The following is a 19,239-nucleotide window of genomic DNA, read 5'->3' on the forward strand; positions in this document are numbered from 1 at the left end:
ATAATACTGCTATCCGACTTTGCCAGATGAACGGATATAAAATTAGTATATCATACATACGGAGAATTTCCTATGAAAAAATATCGCTTTCTCTCTCTACTTCTGCTGTTCCCCATGGTACTGACTTTGTTCACCGCCCCAGCCGCTGCCCTGGAGGAGCCTGACCTGTTTTGCACCAACGCGGTACTGCTGGATGCCAATTACAACGAGGTACTGTACGACAAGGGGGCCTATGAGAAGGCCTATCCCGCCAGCACTACCAAGGTCATGACCGCCCTTCTGGTGCTGGAAGCCATTGAGAACGGTCAGCTCTCTCCCTCTACCATGGTCACCGCCGGCCCTACCCGGATGCAGGATATCCCCTCCGGCGCCGGCTATGTGGTGGCCAGCTTGAAGGAGGGCGAGGTCATGTCGGTGGAGGACCTGCTCTACTGTGTCATGCTCCCCTCCGCCGCCGACGCCGCCAATGTATTGGCGGTAGAAGTAGATGGTACCATCGAGGATTTCGTAGCCCATATGAACCGAAAGGCCGGGGAACTGGGTTGTCAGAACACCCATTTCACCAACACAGCCGGCATGCACAGCGAGGACCACTACTCCACAGCCTATGACCTGGCCCTGATCTTCCAGGCGGCCTTGGAATACGACCTGTTCCGCACCATCATCAAGACTGCCGCTTACACTGTACCCGCCACCAATCTGTCGGCGGAGCGGTATTTCTACAACACCAACGGACTGATTTCCAACCTCTGGTACTCCGGCTATGTCTATGACAAGTGTATCGGCGGCAAGACAGGCAACACGGACGAGGCTGGCCGCTGCCTCATCGCCGCCGCCGAGGACGGGGACACTCTGCTCATTTCGGTGGTGCTGGGCTCCGGCCCCATGGAGCAGGAGGGCTATGAGGACTTGCGCCAGGGACAGTTGGTAGAGAGCAAACGGCTGCTGGAATACGGCTTCAACAATTTTGAACGGGTCACCATCACCAAGGGGACCGAGCCTGTGGACAAGGTGGCGGTCACCATGTCCCGCCAGGCGGACGAGGTCAATGTCAAGCCTCAGGGCTCCATCACCCGCACGCTCCCCAAGGACATGGATCTGGACGCCATTGAAACCAGGATTGCCCTCTTTTCCCAGGAGGTGGAGGCCCCGGTGGAGGAGGGCCAGGTGCTCGGCGTTATGACTCTGTCCTATGAGGGCGAGGTATACGGCAAGCTGGACCTGGTAGCGGTCAATTCCGTGGAACGGTCTGAGCTGTTGTATAAAAAGGAGCAGTTCATCTCCTTCTTCCAGGATACCTGGGTCCAGATCGTCCTGGCTGTCGTTCTGCTGCTGGCCGCCTTTATCCTGCTGAGGCTGCTGGTCTTCCGCAAGAAGCGGCGGTATCGCTCCGGCACCGGCGCCCGCTCCCGGAGCAATTATCGGGGCATTCGAAAATAACCTTCTCCTCCAGTGGGATAGAGCGGGACCTGTCAGCTAGTTTGACCAGGTCCCGGTCCACCCGTCAGGGCGCCCCTTTCCGCAGACCTCGCGCCCGTGCGACGTCATGTGCTCCAACATAAAAAAACAGGCACGGCTGGGCTGAGGACAGCTCCCTTCCGCGCCTGTTATCTATGGTCATCATGTCGAGCTCACCCAGCTCAAATGAGAGTTTTCAGTGCCTGGGCCATCTGGTCAGGACAGGAGGTGCTCTTAGCTCCGCAGCGGATGCCCTCCAGCCGCCCTATGGCTTCTTTGACTTCCATCCCCCGCAGCAGTGAGGACAAGCCCTGCAGATTTCCGCTGCAGCCGCCCTCTACCCGGACTGAGAGGATGCGTCCCTCCTCTACCTCTATTTCAAACAGATGGGAACAGACACCCTTAGGTCTGTATCTAATCGTCATATGGTTCACCCCATTTCCTCCGCTATCATAGCAAAATCGGAGGAAAAAGGCAAGTATTTCTCTCCTGTATCCGTTATGCCTGGTGTTTTCTCTGCAGTTGAAGCCGGTCGGCGATCATGGCGATGAACTCACTGTTGGTGGGCTTTCCCTTGGCGTTGGAAACGGTATAGCCAAAGTATTTCTGCAGCGTCTCTAAATCGCCCCGGTCCCACGCCACCTCGATGGCATGACGGATCGCCCGTTCTACCCGGCTGGCAGTAGTATTGAACCGCTTGGCCACTTCGGGATAGAGGACCTTGGTCACCGCATTGATCACGTCCATATCCCGGACCGCGATCAGGATGGCCTCCCTCAAATACTGATAGCCTTTGATGTGGGCGGGCACTCCCACCTCGTGGATGATGGCCGTGACCTGCTTCTCCAGATCGACGCCCCGATCACCCTCTGTTTCTATGGCTGTCCCACCGGTGAGGTCCCGAATCCGCTCACACAGGGCACTGCTTCGACAGGGCTTCACCATAAAATAGTCAGCCCCCTTTGCCGCAGCGGCATCCGCGATCCCGCCTCTGGTATAATTGGACAGCACCAGGATCTTGGGGCGTTTCTCCATCTTGTTCAGCTGTTCCAGCACCTCCAGGCCGTCCAGGCCCGCCAGCACAATCTCCATCACCACCGCGTCCGGCATCAGCTCGCTCACCATACGGACTAACTCAGCCCCATCGCCTGTCTGACCGGCCACTTGGATATCCGCCTCTCCGGACAGGCTGTCTACCAGACCCCGCCGGAAGTCCTCTCCAGCGTCTGCAATCAATATTCGTTTGATTGCTTCCATCATGATATCACTCCTACTGCTTCATATGTCCTCGTCCACAGTTGGGACGGGTTTCGACCGGCCACCTATAATCTAGCATAATCAGACAGCATATTCAAGCCAATTCTTCTATATTTTTCCATGAACTTTTCTTTAATTTTCGACATTTTTGGAATATTTTGGATGTTATCTGTGGAAGTTTGTGTCGTATTAGAAAGAAAAAGGGCCTCAGGTGTGGTATCCTGAGGCCCCTGGCTCAAGACATCTGGGCTTGGCGGCAGCTGTCGGCCTGTCGGATCATATTTTCCGCCAGGATGCCATAGCCCCGCTGGGGGTCGCTGACCAAGACGTGAGTCACAGCGCCCACCAGCCTGCCGTCCTGCAGGATCGGGCTGCCGCTCATTCCCTGGACGATGCCGCCGGTGGTCTCCAGCAGCTCCTGATCGGTCACCTGGACCATCAGGTTACGGGTCCCATCCCCATCCAGAAAGAGTTTGGTAATCTCGATGTCAAACTCTTCCACCTTGTCCCCCCGGATATTGGACAGGATCGTGGCTTTTCCAGTGTGGATCTGCTCCCTGTCAGCCACTTCTACCGGCTCCAGCCCCTGGGTCAGCTCGTTTTGGTCCAACTGGCCAAAGATACCCAGATTGGTGTTGGCGTAGAGTGTTCCCAAGTCCCGGGTCAAATCAAATTGCCCATGGAGTTCACCGGGCTGGCCGCTGACCCCTTTTTTCACATCAGACACCGTCGCCTCCATGATAGCGCCCGATTCCAGCGGCATAAGCATGGCGGTATCCACGTCGTTGATGCCATGGCCCAGGGCGGCGAACACACCGGTCTCCGGGTCATAGAAGGTCACTGTTCCGATGCCCGCCATTGAGTCTCTCAGCCAGACGCCCAGTTGGTAATTCCCCTGACTGTTGGCTACAGGGGCGGTAGTCAGCTGCAACTGCCGCTGGCCCCGGACCGCCTGAATGGTCAGCTGCTCTCCCTGCTGCTGTGCCACCATCTCCTGTATTTCTTCGATGGTGTCCACCTCTTCCCCATTGATATGGGTAATCACGTCTCCCGCCTTCAAGCCGCAATCCCGCCCGGGGTATTGGGCGCCCCGCTCTGTTTCCACCGGTGAGAGGCCCACCACCAGCACACCGTCAGAAAAAAGCTTGATACCCACTGCCCGGCCCAGGGGGATCACCTGTTCGCCAATCTCGGTATCCACGGAAGCGGCGGCGGACAGTCTAGGCATTGTCAGCATGGCGGGCGCGGCCGCTTCCGAGGCCCTTCCCCCATCTCCGGTCAACAGGATAGCCGCTAGAAGACACAGCCCCAGCACACCCGCCAAAGCGCCGGCCATACCGGGGCCGCCCTTCTGTTTTGGTCCTTTCTCCATTTGTTCCACCCCCTTAAAAACGAAAGGGCGGACGGCACGTTCAAGCCGTCCGCCCTCTCATTATGACCGTGTCGGGGGAGATTCAATCAAGGGTAGACCTTCCACCCTTTCCAGCTGTCCGCGCTTCGTCCTATCTGGGACGGACAATGGAAAAAGGACCCTGGACCCTAATGTCAGCAAAGGAATATTTTTTAGCAAAGACAGACTGGAGGACCCCCAATGGAATCCCTCCAGTCTGTCCGATCCATTTCCTTTCCCTGAAGCTGGGCGCTTTTTACAGCCGCGCGGACCACTCCGCCTCTCGGAAGCCCACCAGCACAAAGTCATCCGCCACCAGGATGGGCCGTTTGACCAGCATTCCGTCGGTGGCCAGCAGTGCCAGCTGATCCTCCTCCGTCATGGTGGGGAGCTTGTCCTTCAGTTCCAAAGACTTGTACAATAGGCCGGAGGTATTAAAAAATTTTTTTAATGGCAAGCCGCTGGCCTGCCACCATCCGCGCAGCTCTTCCGCCGTAGGATTATTCTCCTTAATGTGTCTCTCGGTGTAGGACACGCCCCGGTCGTCCAGGAATTTTTTGGCCCGCTGGCAGGTGGTGCATTTGGGGTAACATACAAACAGCATGGTCGCCGCCTCCTTTTTTCCTATGGTATCATGTTTCTCAGGGCGGCGCAACCAAAAGAGAACATTTCAGCCAGAAGTTCTCTGCTGAAAAATATCATAGTTGGAATGAAAATCCTTTTTTACCTCATTTCGGGCGGTACGGTCGTATCCCGTCCCAGCTCCTCCCCCAGCTTTTGCAGCTCTCCCAGGGTCGATACGCTGATACCGCTCTCCAGCAGACGCAGCCGGGCCCGTGGGGGCATCTTGTCCCAGTAGGACAGCAGCACCGGGTCGTGGCCCACCACATCCTGTGGCAGACGGTAATATTGCTCCATAAGCTCTCCTCCTTCTCCCACAGCTTGCCCGAAAAAGGGGGAGAGCATACGAAAAAGAGCCTGCCATGTCAAATCATGGCAGGCCCCTAGTGGCGGTGTTATTCCTGGGGCGGATTCTCCTGGGCTTCTGTTTCCTGAACCTCCGCTTCCTGATGGGCAGACGGCTCCGCTGCGCGCTCCACAGGCTCCACCCGCGCGACCACCTCCACCTCATCGTCGGCAGAACTCTTCAGCTCGGCGATGCGGTCGTTGTTGGCCTCGATCGCCGCCTTGGCCGCAGTGATCTTCTCGCAGGAGGCGGCATAGGCCGCCTCAGGGGCGGCACCCTTCTCCGCGTAGTACAGCTTACCCAGCTCGATGTACGCCTTTTTGATGGTGTCCTCCTCGCCCATGTTGGCGGTCTTTAGCTTGGCGATCTCCGCCAGCCGCTTGGACTGGGCTACACCGGCCTGGGCCAAGTCAGTGGCCTTTTCCTTGAAATTATCAAAAAATCCCATGGTATCGTTGCCTCCTTCATTCCATACGGTCGCCCGTTTGATGGCTTCATTTTATCCTATTTTGTTTTCCCGCGCAAGGACCTTGCCCCCGATTTAATGTTTTTTTCATCTTTGCTATATCTTTCTTTCAGGAATGGAATAAAAACGGAGCCTCCGGACATTCCGGAGGCTCCCGTTTCCAACTACATGTATCGCTCAATACCGTCCAAAGTCACCGGAGCGGCCCTTGGTCACATCGGCGCCGAATTCATAGTCCTTGCCGGGCAGGATGGCGTTGAGGGCGATGCCAGCGATGGCCGCAATGGCCAGGGAGGTCAGCGTCACGGAGGCGCCGCCCACATGGAAGGTCAGTCCGGAGAACTCGTTGTTGTTGCCCCAGATCTTGAAGCCCAGGCCGCACACCATGATGACGGCCGCAATAATAAGATTGCGGGAGTTGGTGAAATCCACCCGGTTCTCCACCACGTTGCGCACGCCGATAGCGGAGATCATGCCATAGAGGATGAAGGACACGCCGCCGATAATGGCGGTGGGGATGGAGTTGATGACGGCGGCAAACTTGGGAGAGAAGGACAGCACCACCGCATAGACAGCGGCCAGCCGGACCACCTTGGGATCAAAGACCTGGGACAGCTCCAGCACACCGGTGTTCTCGCCATAGGTGGTATTGGCGGGACCGCCAAACATTCCGGCCAGGGAGGTGGCGATGCCGTCGCCAATGAGGGTGCGGTGGAGGCCCGGATTCTCGATAAAGTTCTCCCCCACCGTGGCGGAGATGGCAGACATATCCCCGATATGCTCCATCATGGCCGCCACGGCGATGGGGGCCATGACCAGGATGGAGGTAAGGTCGAACTTGGCCAAGACAAAGGGCTGCAGTCCGACCAGTTCCGCGGCGGCCATGCCGGAGAAGTCCACCTGGTTGGTAGCCAACGCTACCACATAGGGGATCACAACGCCCAGCAGAATAGGAATGATCTTGATCATGCCCTTGCCCCAAATGTTCGCCGCGATAACAACAGCGATGGACAGAAGGGCCAGCCACCAATTCGTGGAGGCGTTATTGATCGCGCTAGGGGCCAGGGACAAGCCAATGAGGATGATGATGGGCCCGGTGACTACGGGGGGCAGGTAGCGCATGACCTTGCGCACGCCCAGCAGCCGGATCAGAGCGGCCAGCACCAGATACATCAGGCCAGCTATCACGATGCCGCCCAGGGCGTAGGGCAGCTTTTCCTCTCCGGTCATATTGGCATAGATGCCGGAATCCAGCTGGGCCACCGCGCTGAAGCCGCCCAGATAGGCGAAGGAGGAACCCAGGAACGCTGGCACCTTCAGCTTGGTACATACGTGGAAGAACAGGGTGCCCACACCGGCGAAAAACAGGGTGGTCTGGATGGAAAGGGGCAGCCCGTAGCCCTGGACCAGGATGGGGACCAGCACGGTAGCGCCGAACATGGCGAACATATGCTGAAGGCCGAGGATCAGCATTTTGGGCAGGCCCAACTGACGGGCGTCGCGGATAGGCTCGTGGTGATTCATTTACATTTCTCCCTTCACGTTTGGCACACAAAAAAAGACAACCACATTGTGATTGTCAGCGGCAGATAGAAATGAGGGCCCCGTCAAACTTAGGCCAGCTAAAAGGCTCATACATGGTCATGACGCGCTCCCCCTTTCTCGTTCCGAAGTATCATAACAGAATTTCCGACAGGACGCAAGAGAAAATGTTATGTTTTCGGGATTTTTTCTCGAAAGATAAAAGATTTTTTCTTCTCTGCCGGCTTGTTGGTCGTTCCGCGCATTGACTTTTTTCCCTTGGGGGGATAAACTAGTTTTGATTTTTCCCTCTTGGGGAGTTTTTTGCCTTCCCGCTGGGAAGGCTTTTCTCTGTCCCGCCCCATACCAAAGATAAAGGAGCGATCTGCCATGAAGCGGCCCTTCGTCACCCTGGAGCAGCTCCAGGAAATCGTCAAACAGTACCCCACCCCCTTCCACCTTTACGATGAGAAGGGCATCCGCGAAACCGCCCGCGGCCTGTACCGGGCCTTCTCCTGGAATCCAGGCTTTAAGGAGTATTTTGCCGTCAAGGCCACCCCCAATCCCCAAATTCTGAAGCTCCTGCGGGAGGAGGGCTGTGGCGTGGACTGCTCCTCCCTCACCGAGCTGATGATGAGCCAGCGGTGTGGCTTTGCCGGGGACGAGATCATGTTTTCTTCCAATGATACGCCCGCCGAGGAATTTCAGCTAGCCGCCGAATTGGGGGCCACCATCAATCTGGACGATATCAGTCACATCGACTTTTTGCGGAACACCATCGGCTATATCCCCAAAAAGATCTCCTGCCGCTATAACCCTGGCGGCACCTTTACCCTGGGCGAGAGCAAAGAGGGCTTTCAGGTGATGGATAACCCTGGGGAGGCCAAATACGGTCTGACCCGGCCCCAGATGACCCAAGCATTCCGCCGGCTGAAAGAGCTGGGCGCCGAGGAGTTCGGCATCCACGCTTTCCTGGCCTCCAACACCATTTCCAACGAGTATTACCCCGCCCTGGCCGCCATTCTCTTCCGCACCGCTGTGGAGTTGAAGGAAGAAACCGGCTGTCATATCACCTTTATCAACCTGTCCGGCGGAGTGGGCGTCCCCTACCGTCCGGATCAGCCTGCCAATGACATCGCGGTCATCGGCGAAGGGGTACGGAGGGCCTACGAGGAGATCCTGGTCCCCGCGGGGATGGGTGATGTGTCCCTCTGCACCGAGCTGGGCCGGTTCATGCTGGCTCCCCACGGCCACCTGGTCACCCAAGTTCTCCACGAGAAGCGCACCTATAAGGATTATATTGGGGTGGACGCCTGTGCCTCCAATCTGATGCGGCCGGCCATCTATGGGGCCTATCACCACATCACTGTGATGGGCAAGGAGGACCTGCCCTGTGACCACAAGTACGACGTCACCGGCGCCCTGTGTGAGAACAGCGATAAATTCGCCATCGACCGGATGCTGCCTGAGATAGACATTGGTGATCTGTTGGTCATCCATGACACCGGCGCCCATGGCCACGCTATGGGCTATCAGTACAATGGACGGCTCCGTTCCGCCGAGGTCCTGCTGTGCGAGGACGGCTCTACCCGCCTGATCCGTCGGGCCGAAACGCCGGAAGACTATTTCGCCACCGCTATTTGGGAGTAAGGCGTCTGCCGGGGACTGAGGGCTGTATACAACTCCGCGCCCATTTCCAGGGCGATTTGGAATTTGTACTCCATGTCCAGGCACAGCTGGTGCGTCAGACTGTCCATCAGCTGGTCCAAAAGCTGGCACCCCTCCTCATTCAGCCGCCCCTTCAACTGATTGTAATTTTTATCCACGATTTCACCACTAGCCCGATAGTCCGGGTCTTTCATCATTTCATTTCGGCATTCCAAGACATAGTCATACAGGATTCTTACCGTTTCTGTCATTTTTGTCCCTCCAAAAATACATCCAAACGGATTTATTTTGTTGTAGTAAATCCGTTTGGATTTGTCAAGAGGTAAAATAATAAATGACCAAATTACCAGAAAGACTCCGCCTTCTTCGGAAAGAGCGCCACATGACCCAGGCGGAAACTGCCCAAGCCATGGAGATGGTCTATATCACCTACCGCCGTTACGAAACCGGAGAACGGGAGCCGGACGCCTCCACCCTGGTCCGGATGGCCGACTTCTACCAGGTCACCCTGGATTACCTGGTGGGCCGGTCTGAGAAAAGGAGCTAGTATTTTGAACATCATGGGTGAGATCGCCGTTGTGTTCGGCGTTTGTCTGATCTCCGAGGGCATCTCCTTTCTGCTGCCCTTCCCCTTTCCCGCCGGGGTCATCAGTCTGGTGCTTCTCCTGCTGCTCCTCTTTTCTGGAGTGGTAAAGGAGCGGCACATCGGCCGGGTCTCCGGCTTCCTGGTGGACAATATGGCCTTCTTCTTCGTCCCGCCCTGTGTAGCCATCATGGAGCATTGGGAGAAGCTTCTTCCCTACCTGCTCCCCTTCCTTTTTATTGCCGTAGTCACCACCCCCCTGGTCTATCTGGTCACCGCCTGGACCATCCAGCTACTCATTCGGCGGAAAGGGGGGAAAGGCCGGTGAGAGACATTCTTTTCTCCTCCCCCTTCTTTGGCATTGTGCTGACCTGCGCGGCCTGGAGCGTGGCTCAGTGGATCCAGAAACGGACCGGCTGTTTCCTGCTCAACCCCCTTGCCGTGGCCGTGGCTCTGATCCTGTCGGTATTGGCAGCCCTCCGTGTCCCGTATGAGGACTACCAGCAGGGCGGCGATGTCCTCTCCCTGCTCCTGGGCCCAGTGACCGCGGTGCTGGCCCTGAATATCTACCGCCAGCGTCAGCTACTAAAGGAGTATTTTTTCCCTGTCCTGGCGGGGTGCTTCACCGGCTGTCTCACTAGTCTTGGGTCCATCCTTCTGCTGTGCAAACTGCTGTCTGTGGACAGTGTCATTGCCTCCTCCCTCCTGCCTAAAAGCGTCACAACCGCTATCGCTGTTGCCATCTCGGACAGCAACGGTGGTATTCAGGGCATCACAGTCACCGCCGTGCTGGTGGCCGGAGTAATAGGCGCTATCTTTGCCCCCCTTTTCGCCAAACTGTTCCACGTCACAGACCCGGTGGCGGAAGGGGTGGCCATCGGGGCGTGCAGCCATGCTCTGGGTACCTCCAAGGCCATGGAGATTGGCGCTCTCCAGGGGGCTATGAGCTCTATCGCCCTTTGTGTATGCGGCATCATGACCTCCATCATCATCATGTTTTTCTAATCCGCATAAAAGCAGCCCGTGCCATCGGCACGGGCTGCTTTGTCTTTTATCTTAAATTAGCGTTTCTTGCTGAAAATACGCTCCAAAATATCCCAGTCATCGTCACTGACCTTGGGCTTCTCCGGTTCGGCAACAGGAGAAGCGGCCGACTGCCCCTCTCCAGCTGGCTGCCCAGCCTCCTGGGACGGAGCCTGGACCGCGGGACGCTCCCCAGCAGCGCTGGGGGCAGTTGGAACACTGTTGGGCGCCTGGTCAAACCCGGTAGCGATGACAGTGACCCGAATCTCGTCCTCCAGGGACTCATCAAAGGCAGCGCCGAAGATGATATTGGCGTCGGGGTGAGCGGCCTCTTGGACCAGGTTGGCCGCTGTCTCTACCTCCTCCAGGCCGATATCCATAGAGCCGGTCACATTGATCAGCACGCCCTTGGCGCCGTTGATAGAAGTCTCCAGCAGGGGGCTGGAAATAGCCATCTTGGCAGCCTCCTCAGCCTTATTCTTGCCCGCGGCGCGGCCAACGCCCATGTGGGCGCACCCCGCGTCCTTCATGACGGCGGACACATCGGCAAAGTCCAGATTGATAAAGCCGGTGTTATTGATCAGGTCAGAGATGGACTGGACGGCCTGCTGCAGAACATCGTCCGCAATCTCAAAGGCGTTGAGCATGGTGATCTTCTGGTCCGTGGCCAGCTTCAGCCGCTCGTTGGGGATGATAACCAGTGAGTCCACCTTGTTGCGCAGTTCAGCAATCCCGTTCTCCGCCTGCTTCATACGGCGCATTCCCTCGAACCGGAAGGGCTTGGTGACCACGCCCACGGTAAGTATCCCCAGCTCCTTGGCAATATCGGCCACGATGGGGGCCGCGCCAGTGCCGGTGCCACCGCCCATGCCGGCGGTAATAAAGACCATGTCAGCGTCCTCCAGGACCTTGGAGATCTGGCTACGGTTCTCCTCGGCAGACTTGCGGCCCACCTCAGGGTCGGAGCCCGCCCCCTGGCCGTTGGTCAGCTTCTCGCCAATCTGTATCTTCTGGCCTGCGCCAGAGAGCGACAGCGCCTGCTTGTCGGTGTTGACCGCGATGAAATCCACGCCCTTGGTGCCGGTACGGACCATACGGTTGACCACGTTATTGCCGCCGCCGCCGACGCCCACTACCTTGATGTTTACTACGCTTTCAGGACCCATATCCAATCCGAAGGCCATTGTCGTTCCTCCTATGTAAATGTGGAAGCTATCGCCGCAAAACAACCTGTTGTGGATAGCTTCCGCTTGTGAAGTCTACATTTTGTTATATTGTATCGCTCTTTCCTTTGCCGGTCAAGAGAAAATCTCGCTTCCGACGAAACTTTCCGTCATTTTCCAATACTTCCCATCAATCGGGAGAATACACCGCGGCGTAGTCCTGCTGTGTCAGGTCCATGGTGCCGGATGCCTGACTGCCAAACTCCTCCTCCGCCTTGGCCACCGCCTGCTCCAGCACTCGGAGCTTATAACTAAAGTCCGCGTTAAGGGGCATTTTTACCTCAAACCGCTCCAGATAGTGCAGTTTGACCTGGGTGTCACTCAGTTGGATGGAGGACACCCGGTCCACCGCCTCCATCTCCTCCAGAGTGGCCAGCAGATCCAGCAGGGCATCCAGTCTGGGCTGCTCCGCCTCTGGGATCTCCAGCATGGTACCCGCCTTTGGTGACAGGGCGGTGAGCCCTGTCACCTCGATGGCTCCGCTGTCGGCGGGCGCCGGCTCCAGCAGCTTGCCCCCCACACTGATGAGCCATGGCTCCGAAGCCGCCTGGAGGGTGGCCGGCTGACTGCCGGAGGAGCTGGCCTCTGGGTCCTCCGCCGGCTGCTCCGGTTCCTCCACTGTCACCGCCGCACCCGGTTCCGGGGGCAGGATCTGGGCGACAGCGTCCCACTCGGACACCGTAATGACGATGGTGCTGGGCAGAGAGCGGCGGATCAGAATCTTCTCCACATAGGGCAGCTGCCGCAGCACCTGATCCCCGATCTGATACTTATTCATTCGGTAGAGATTGTCGCCGATTTGGATGCCGGAGGCGTCTATCACCTCTTGCTGTGTATAGCGGCTGTTTCCTGTCACAGCGATGGTCTCCACCTGGAAAAATACTGTGGCCCCTATGGTCAGGGCGATGACCACAGCCAGGGCGCAGAGCAGCTTGAACAGAGGGCCAAAGCGCCCTCTGTTCTTCCTGCGTGTTCTGCTGTGGTTCTTTCTCGGCATACGATCCTCCCTGGCTCCGCCGGGCTCCCATCCGGTTCCTGCCGGAAGTCTGCACAGCTTCGCCGCTGGTTCTCTGTGTTCCCAATGGTCCCCCTCTGGTCAATCCGGAAGCTCCTGAATATCCGCTCCCAGGGCCCGCAGGTTCTGAGGCAGCTTCTCATAGCCCCGGCAAATATGGTGCAGGTCGGACACCTCCGTGGTCCCCTCCGCCCCTAGTCCGGCTACCACCAAGGCGGCCCCGCCTCTCAGGTCCGTGCTTCGGACGGCGGCTCCATGGAGCCTTCCTACCCCGGTGACTACCGCCACCCGGCCGTCTACCCGGATATCCGCCCCCATGCGGCGCAGCTCGTCTACATGGCCGTACCGGCTATCAAACATATTCTCCACAAACATGGTGGTCCCCTGCCCCCCAGTCAGGGCGGCCATCAGGATGGCCTGCCCATCGGTAGGGAAACCGGGATAGGGCGCGGTACGCACAGTTGGGATGCTCTGAAGCGGCCCCCGGCTCTCCAGCAGAATGTGGTCCGGTCCGGAAGTCAGGCGGCAGCCCGCCTCCTCCAGCGCACTGAGCACCGCGGTAAGCGTCTGGGGCTCCGCCCGGGTCAGCTCCACCTCTCCTCCGGCGGCGGCCGCCGCGCATAGATATGTAGCCGCCGCGATCCGGTCCCCCATGACGCAGTGCTCCGCCGGATGGAGCGGCACGCCGCCCCGGATGGTGATAACCGAGGTCCCTGCCCCCGACACCTCCGCCCCCATAGCCCGCAGAAACCCTTGCAGGTCCACAATTTCCGGCTCGCGGGCGGCGCCTTGGATCAAGGTGACCCCCGGACAGCCGCAAGCGGCCAGCATGGCGTTTTCCGTCGCGCCCACGCTGGGCAGGTTCAGGCAAAGCTCCCTTCCCCGGAGGGCTCCGCCTCCCTGGCAGCGCAGGCACCCCTGGTCCTCCCGGATCTCCGCACCCAGACGGCGCAGAGCGGACAAGTGCAGGTCGATGGGCCGGGGGCCCAGCTCACAGCCGCCGGGATAGGTCAGCTCCGCTTCCCCCAGCCGGGCTAGCAGCGCGCCCAGAAAGATCACAGAGGAGCGCATCTCCCGCATCAGCCGGTCCGGAATGTCCGAACGGCACAGGGCAGAGGCATCCACCAGGACAGTATCCCCCTCCCGCTCCGTCCGGCAGCCCAGAAGGCGCAGGATGTCCAGGGTAGCAGATACGTCGGACAGGTCGGGACAGTTGTGGATGACACTCTGACCCGGGGCCAACACGGCGGCGGCCAGGATGGGCAGGACACTGTTCTTGGCCCCCTGAACGGACAGGCTGCCCGATAGGGGCCGTCCGCCCTCGATTCGATAAAAGCTCATGGGATAGCCTCCAAATTTCTTTGATTCAGGCTATCCTATGCGGAAACAGTCCATTTGGTTTATGAGGCGGTCCCGCCCCTTCTTATGCTTTGTCTCGCATGATTTCCCGCAGGGTCTGGTATATCTTCTCCCCGGCGTTGGGCACAGCCATGGCGTTGAGGGCCCGGACCATGGCGTCCCGCCGGTCCCGCTCCTGCATCAGCAGCTCCACAGTATCGTAGAGGGTATGCTCCCCGCAGTCCTGCTCCCGCAGGAGGATCGCCGCCCCCTGGTCAGCCAGCACCCGCGCGTTCTTTTCCTGGTGGTTGGCAGTGACATTGGGGGAGGGGACCAGCACCGAGGGCTTGGCGATGGCGGTGATCTCCGAGATCGTGGAGGCCCCCGCCCGGCACAAGACCACGTCGGCGGCGGCCATGACCAGGGGCATATCATAGATATACTCCCGGACCTCCACCCCGTTGTCCCCCAGCTTCAGCCCCCGGCGAAGAAGCTCCTCCCGCATCCAGGGGAAGTCCCGGCCGGCGCCATGGATATGGCGGATGGGAGCGCCCTCATAGCACTCCTTGGCGATGAAATCCACCATCTTCTGGTTCATGACCTCTGCCCCCAGCGAGCCCCAGTAGGACAGCAGCAGGGGCCGCTCGTCGGCGAGGCCCAACTTCTCCCTCGCCTCCTGGCGGGTATACTTGAAAAAATCGCCCCGGACCGGGGTGCCGGTGACCACCACCTTGGAAGGGTCGTCGTAGTGGGAACGGCTCTCCTCAAAGCCCACCATCACCCGGTCCACCACTCTGGCCAGGGCCTTTGTGGTCAGGCCTGGGACGACGTTTGACTCATGGACGGCGGTGGGGATCTTCCGGCGGGCGGCCTCGTTGACCACAGGGAAGGAGGCGTAGCCGCCGGTGCCCACCACCAGGTCAGGCTTAAACTCATCCAGAATAACCTGAGCCTGCTTTTTGGACTTCCGCATATTCATCAGGGTGCCCAGGTTGTGGGCGATATCAGCAGGGGCAAAGGAGCGGTGGAAATTGGTGATGGTGACGGAGCGGATCTCGTAGCCCTCCTTGGGCACCAGCTTATTTTCCATCCCTCCATCGGCCCCCACGAAGAGGACCCGGCAGCCTGGGTGCCGCTCCTGGAAGATATGGGCCAGAGCCACCGCGGGATTCACATGGCCGGCGGTACCGCCGCAGGTAAACAGAATGTTCATAAAACACCTCTTCTGTGAGCGTGAAGAACAGATGCCTTATCTTAGCTCTCCACGCTTTCTATCAGTCCTTTTTCGGCGCCGGAATCTGCCGGGAGATGCTCAAAATAATGCCCATCTCCGCCAGTTGTATCATCAGCGCGGTACCCCCGTAGCTAAAGAAAGGCAGGGAGATGCCCGTGTTGGGGATCAAGTTGGTAACCACCCCGATGTTTAGAAATACCTGGGCGGCCAGCAGCGTGATGATACCCACGATGGTCAGGGTGCCGAATTTGTCTCTGGCGTGGAGGGCCAGCCAATAACCACGCATGATAAGCAGGGCGAACAGGATCAGGACGATGGCCGCTCCAATGAAGCCCAGCTCCTCCACCACGATAGAAAAGATAAAGTCATTTTCCGGCTCAGGGATGTAGAGAAACTTCTGGCGGCTCTTGCCCAGCCCCAGGCCCAACAGGCCGCCAGAGCCGATGGCATAGAGGGACTGGATGGGCTGATAGCCCGCGCCCTGGGGATCGGACCAGGGGTCCAGCCACAGGTTGATCTTCCGCGTCATATAGTCGGTGGCAAAGACCACAAAGGTAAGGGCGGCCACAGCAAAGGAGCCCAGCCCTACGAACCATCCCAGATTGATGCCTGATGCGAAAAGGACGGCGGCGGCGCCCACCATGATAAGGATGGTACCCGACATATGGGGCTCCATGACCACCAGTACCAGCACCAGGGAAAGCACCGCACCGTAAGGCACCAGTTCCAAAAAGCCGATGCGCTCCAGCCGGTTCAGAGTCCGCCCGGTGAGCGTCCGGTTGGTAAACTTCTTTTTCCGCTCGGTGTCCCGCTTGGACAGCCGGGCCGCGAAAAACAGGACCACCGCCACCTTGGCAATCTCGGAAGGCTGAAAGGTGGGGCCGGCCACCAGGAAAAGATAGAGCCAGCGTTTCACCTGATTGATCTCTACGCCAATGGGCGTCAATACCAGCACCAGCAGCGCAATCGCGCCCACCAGCACAAAGACAGACATCCAGCGAAAACGCTGGTAATTGATCTTGGATGTCACATACATCACCAGCAGACCTGCCGCGGCATAGGCGGCCTGCCTTCGGATGTAGAACATGGGGTTGTTCTGTACATTTTGGGACGAGTCATAGTAGGCCGAGGCAAAGGAAGCGGAAAACATCATGATGAGCCCGATCCCCACCAGCATGAGCACCAGCATCAGGAAGGGCAGGTCCATGGGGCCGCGGGCCAGCTGCTCCTCCATGGTCAGGTCACGTTTTGCTTTTCTGGCGATAATGTCCACCTCCTTTGATCAAATGGGGACGTACTCGGACAGGGATCCGGAAAAGCGCGGGGCTGCTCTCTCCCGGCGTCAGACCGGATAGCGGTTCATTACTCCCAGAAAGGCCACGACGCACAGCACCAACGTCAGTCCGGAAAAGACACAAAAGAGCTTGGTTTCGCTCCAGCCGCCCATCTCCAGATGGTGGTGGAGGGGCGCCATGCGAAAGAACCGCTTTCCGCCTGTTTTCTTGAAATAGACTACCTGGATAATATCGGACAGCACCTCAGCCACATAGACCAGGCCGATGATGGGGATGACCAGGGGGATATTCAGGGCGAAGGCCAGCCCGCACACCATACCGCCCAGAAAGAGGGAGCCTGTGTCCCCCATAAAGACCTTGGCGGGATGGAAGTTATAGAGCAGGAAGGCGGACAGACCGCCGGCCAGGGCAGCAGAGAGTACCGTCAGGTCATCCCGGCCGTACCAGGCGGATACGCCCACATAGAACAGGGCCACAGGGATGGTGACGCCGGTGGCCAGCCCGTCGATGCCGTCGGTCAGGTTGACGGCGTTGACAGTGCCCACCATGACAAAAGCGGCGAACACCATGTACACCACCCAGGGAAGGGCCAGCTCTACATTCAGGAAGGGGATATACAAATTGGGGGTCAGATAGCCGCTTCCGCGCAGCAGCACAGTGAAGACGATAGCCGCCGCAAGCTGGAGCAGGAACTTCTGACCGGCAGTCAGTCCCTCGTTGGCGTGGTGGCGCAGCTTCTGAAAGTCATCAATAAAGCCGATGATCCCGAAGACCAGAGCAAACAGAAACACATACAGGTGGTTTCGGCTTCCCCGAAGCAGGTCCTCCCACCCGGCGGTAAGCACGGCCACGCCGATGGCCAGGATAAACATGATGCCGCCCATGGTGGGGGTCCCCTGTTTGGCCATGTGCCAGGTGGGTCCATCCTCCCGGATGGACTGGCCCGCCTTCAGCCGGCGAAGCAGCGGGATCAGGATCTGGCCCGCGATAGCGGCCACGCCAAAGGCCACGATAAAGCTCAGTATATATGTCATGTCGGAACCCCTCCAGGTCGTCTTTCTCTCAAGTAAGTCAAACCGCGCATATGCGGCCTATTATTATACTATGCCCGCCGGAGTTTTTCCAGTCCTTTCTTGTCGTTCCGGCAGAGTTTTAAGCCTTTGCACACACTTTCCCGTCCCTTTTCTCGGAAATGGCGCGCCTTTCTCACGGCTCCGCCCCACTCCCCGCCAGCGCCGTGCCGGCCCGCGCTTGGGCGGCCGCCTTAGGAGGCGTTTTTTGCGCGGCAAACCAGTCGGCTACGATCTCCCGCTCGTCCAGATGATGGAACACGCCGTTGATCTCCTGATAGGTCTCATGGCCCTTGCCCGCCAGCACGATCACATCGCCAAGCTGTCCCTGGGACAGGGCCCAGCCGATGGCCGCAGGCCGGTCCGGCTCCACATGGACCTTCTCCAGCTCCCCCTCCATACCGGACAGGATATCGGTGATAATGGCCTGGGGATCTTCCGTCCGGGGATTATCCGAGGTGACCACCACCACATCGGCCAGGTCCTGGGCGATGGCCCCCATAATGGGCCGTTTGGTTTTATCCCGGTCTCCCCCGCAGCCAAACAGACAGATGAGACGCCCGGCGGTAAAGTCCCGCGCGGTGGTCAGGATGTTCTCCAGGGCGTTGGGGCTGTGGGCGTAATCGATGATGACGGTATAGGCTGGAGGAACAGGGACCACCTCCACCCTGCCCTTTACCCCGTGGACCGCAGGCATGACCCGAGCCATCTCCTTCAGACCCAGGCCCAGGCACAGTCCGGCGGACAGGGCCGCCAGGGCGTTGTAGATAGAAAACCCTCCGGGGATGGGCAGGTGGACGCGGACTAACCTGCCGGTGGAGAGCGCGTCAAACTCCACGTGGCTGGGGAACAGGCGGATATTTTTGGCGCTCAAATTCGCCTGGGTCCTGTTTTCCGAATAGGTAAACACCGGACATCTGACCCGTTCCAGATACCAGCGGCCCGCTGGGTCGTCCAGGTTCAGCACCGCCTGGCGGCACTGGTCAAAGAGCAGTCCCTTGGCCGCTCGATATTCCTCCATGGTGTGGTGATAATCCAGGTGGTCTTGGGTCAGATTGGTGAACAGCCCCAGGTCAAAGGTCAATCCCGCCGTCCGGTGCTGGACCAGGGCGTGGGAGGATACCTCCATTACCACATAGGTACAGCCATTGTCCAGCATCTGGCGCAGAAGGGCTTGGAGCTCATAGCTCTCCGGGGTGGTGCGGTGGGCAGGCAGCTCCTCCCGCCCTATCATGTTCCGATTGGTGCCGATCAGGCCCACCTTGGCCCGGCGCGTCCCCTCCAGCAATTCTTTGATGAGGCTGGTGGTGGTGGTCTTGCCGTTGGTCCCGGTGACCGCCACCAAGGTCATAGCGTCCCCCGGATGTCCAAACCAGTTGGCCGAGAGAAGGGCCAGAGCCAGTCTGGTATCCTCTGTCACCAGCCAGGGACCCGGCCGATCCGGAGCCCGCTGGCACAGGACGGCCGCGGCGCCTCTCTCCAGAGCCGTGTCGATGTACCGGTGACCATCCGTCTTATCTCCGGGCAGAGCCACGAAGAGAGCGCCGGGCTCCAGGGTCCGGCTGTCATAAGAAATGGAATTTATTTCCATCTCCTGATCAATGTTACCCCCCTTGAGGGGGACGCCGTTCAACAATTGGCGCAATTTCATGTCGTCACCCCTCAAGGGTGGGTTTGATTCTCTATAAATTTTGCCAAAATGATGCAGCAGTCTAGCGAGCCGGAGGGATC

The 19,239-nt window shown here is 58.8% G+C and carries 21 protein-coding genes; 5 read left to right on the top strand and 16 right to left on the bottom strand.

Features of this window, described 5'->3' with window-relative positions:
- Nucleotides 1-72 precede the first annotated feature (72 nt).
- A complete protein-coding gene (locus OCV64_RS07070; protein ID WP_262669687.1) occupies nt 73-1,440 on the top strand; it encodes a D-alanyl-D-alanine carboxypeptidase family protein in 1,368 nt (455 codons plus the stop codon).
- Nucleotides 1,441-1,640: 200 nt separating this feature from the next.
- On the opposite strand, the gene OCV64_RS07075 is transcribed toward OCV64_RS07070, so the two are convergent.
- The 8 genes from OCV64_RS07075 to OCV64_RS07110 all read right to left on the bottom strand — a co-directional run bounded on the left by OCV64_RS07075 (nt 1,641) and on the right by OCV64_RS07110 (nt 7,451).
- On the bottom strand, nt 1,641-1,883 hold the full coding sequence (locus tag OCV64_RS07075; protein ID WP_147571500.1) for a TIGR03905 family TSCPD domain-containing protein: 243 nt from the start codon (nt 1,881-1,883) through the stop codon (nt 1,641-1,643).
- A 73-nt stretch (nt 1,884-1,956) separates the two neighbouring features.
- Nucleotides 1,957-2,718: a sporulation transcription factor Spo0A gene (gene spo0A, locus OCV64_RS07080; RefSeq protein WP_147571502.1), complete on the bottom strand. Its 762-nt coding sequence runs from the start codon at nt 2,716-2,718 to the stop codon at nt 1,957-1,959.
- A 232-nt stretch (nt 2,719-2,950) separates the two neighbouring features.
- On the bottom strand, nt 2,951-4,087 hold the full coding sequence (gene spoIVB, locus OCV64_RS07085) for a SpoIVB peptidase (protein WP_240288252.1): 1,137 nt from the start codon (nt 4,085-4,087) through the stop codon (nt 2,951-2,953).
- A 274-nt stretch (nt 4,088-4,361) separates the two neighbouring features.
- Nucleotides 4,362-4,709: an arsenate reductase family protein gene (locus tag OCV64_RS07090; protein ID WP_147571504.1), complete on the bottom strand. Its 348-nt coding sequence runs from the start codon at nt 4,707-4,709 to the stop codon at nt 4,362-4,364.
- 119 nt (nt 4,710-4,828) lie between these two features.
- Nucleotides 4,829-5,023, bottom strand: a complete 195-nt coding sequence (locus OCV64_RS07095) for a hypothetical protein (protein WP_262669688.1) — start codon at nt 5,021-5,023, stop codon at nt 4,829-4,831.
- Nucleotides 5,024-5,121: 98 nt separating this feature from the next.
- Nucleotides 5,122-5,520: a serine proteinase gene (locus OCV64_RS07100; protein ID WP_147571508.1), complete on the bottom strand. Its 399-nt coding sequence runs from the start codon at nt 5,518-5,520 to the stop codon at nt 5,122-5,124.
- 195 nt (nt 5,521-5,715) lie between these two features.
- Nucleotides 5,716-7,062 carry a uracil-xanthine permease family protein gene (locus OCV64_RS07105; protein WP_147571510.1) on the bottom strand — a complete coding sequence of 449 codons (1,347 nt, stop codon included), beginning with the start codon at nt 7,060-7,062 and terminating at the stop codon, nt 5,716-5,718.
- A 188-nt stretch (nt 7,063-7,250) separates the two neighbouring features.
- Nucleotides 7,251-7,451 carry a hypothetical protein gene (locus OCV64_RS07110; protein ID WP_147571512.1) on the bottom strand — a complete coding sequence of 67 codons (201 nt, stop codon included), beginning with the start codon at nt 7,449-7,451 and terminating at the stop codon, nt 7,251-7,253.
- Here OCV64_RS07110 and OCV64_RS07115 point away from each other — a divergent pair.
- Nucleotides 7,450-8,709 (top strand): diaminopimelate decarboxylase, encoded by a 1,260-nt coding sequence (locus OCV64_RS07115; protein WP_147571514.1) that lies wholly within the window; start codon nt 7,450-7,452, stop codon nt 8,707-8,709. The genes OCV64_RS07110 and OCV64_RS07115 overlap by 2 nt on opposite strands.
- Here OCV64_RS07115 and OCV64_RS07120 read toward each other — a convergent pair.
- On the bottom strand, nt 8,682-8,978 hold the full coding sequence (locus tag OCV64_RS07120) for a DUF6809 family protein (protein WP_262669689.1): 297 nt from the start codon (nt 8,976-8,978) through the stop codon (nt 8,682-8,684). The genes OCV64_RS07115 and OCV64_RS07120 overlap by 28 nt on opposite strands.
- 83 nt (nt 8,979-9,061) lie before the next feature.
- Between OCV64_RS07120 and OCV64_RS07125 the strand changes: the two genes are divergently transcribed.
- The 3 genes from OCV64_RS07125 to OCV64_RS07135 are packed head-to-tail and all read left to right on the top strand — an operon-like array spanning nt 9,062 to nt 10,315.
- Nucleotides 9,062-9,274 (top strand): helix-turn-helix domain-containing protein, encoded by a 213-nt coding sequence (locus OCV64_RS07125; RefSeq protein ID WP_240288259.1) that lies wholly within the window; start codon nt 9,062-9,064, stop codon nt 9,272-9,274.
- A gap of 13 nt (nt 9,275-9,287) precedes the next feature.
- A complete protein-coding gene (locus tag OCV64_RS07130) occupies nt 9,288-9,638 on the top strand; it encodes a CidA/LrgA family protein (protein ID WP_262669747.1) in 351 nt (116 codons plus the stop codon).
- Nucleotides 9,635-10,315, top strand: coding sequence for an LrgB family protein (locus OCV64_RS07135; protein ID WP_147571531.1), 681 nt, complete (start codon nt 9,635-9,637; stop codon nt 10,313-10,315). The genes OCV64_RS07130 and OCV64_RS07135 overlap by 4 nt, the downstream gene beginning before the upstream one ends.
- A gap of 56 nt (nt 10,316-10,371) precedes the next feature.
- Here OCV64_RS07135 and ftsZ read toward each other — a convergent pair whose 3' ends face one another.
- From ftsZ to OCV64_RS07170, 7 genes are all read right to left on the bottom strand, one after another.
- Entirely contained in the window at nt 10,372-11,517 is a 1,146-nt protein-coding gene (gene ftsZ, locus OCV64_RS07140; protein WP_147571533.1) for a cell division protein FtsZ, read from the bottom strand.
- Between the two features lie 169 nt (nt 11,518-11,686).
- A complete protein-coding gene (locus OCV64_RS07145) occupies nt 11,687-12,553 on the bottom strand; it encodes a cell division protein FtsQ/DivIB (RefSeq protein ID WP_262669690.1) in 867 nt (288 codons plus the stop codon).
- 99 nt (nt 12,554-12,652) lie between these two features.
- On the bottom strand, nt 12,653-13,912 hold the full coding sequence (gene murA, locus OCV64_RS07150; protein ID WP_147571537.1) for a UDP-N-acetylglucosamine 1-carboxyvinyltransferase: 1,260 nt from the start codon (nt 13,910-13,912) through the stop codon (nt 12,653-12,655).
- Nucleotides 13,913-13,994: 82 nt separating this feature from the next.
- Nucleotides 13,995-15,122: a UDP-N-acetylglucosamine--N-acetylmuramyl-(pentapeptide) pyrophosphoryl-undecaprenol N-acetylglucosamine transferase gene (locus OCV64_RS07155; protein WP_262669691.1), complete on the bottom strand. Its 1,128-nt coding sequence runs from the start codon at nt 15,120-15,122 to the stop codon at nt 13,995-13,997.
- Between the two features lie 61 nt (nt 15,123-15,183).
- Nucleotides 15,184-16,416 (bottom strand): FtsW/RodA/SpoVE family cell cycle protein, encoded by a 1,233-nt coding sequence (locus OCV64_RS07160; protein WP_374740292.1) that lies wholly within the window; start codon nt 16,414-16,416, stop codon nt 15,184-15,186.
- Between the two features lie 69 nt (nt 16,417-16,485).
- Entirely contained in the window at nt 16,486-17,472 is a 987-nt protein-coding gene (mraY, locus tag OCV64_RS07165) for a phospho-N-acetylmuramoyl-pentapeptide-transferase (protein ID WP_147571541.1), read from the bottom strand.
- 172 nt (nt 17,473-17,644) lie between these two features.
- On the bottom strand, nt 17,645-19,159 hold the full coding sequence (locus OCV64_RS07170) for a UDP-N-acetylmuramoyl-L-alanyl-D-glutamate--2,6-diaminopimelate ligase (protein ID WP_147571543.1): 1,515 nt from the start codon (nt 19,157-19,159) through the stop codon (nt 17,645-17,647).
- Nucleotides 19,160-19,239: the final 80 nt, after the last annotated feature.

Origin of the sequence: Muriventricola aceti (assembly GCF_025567565.1) — a bacterium.
GTDB classification, from domain to species: Bacteria; Bacillota; Clostridia; order Oscillospirales; family Oscillospiraceae; genus Lawsonibacter; species Lawsonibacter aceti.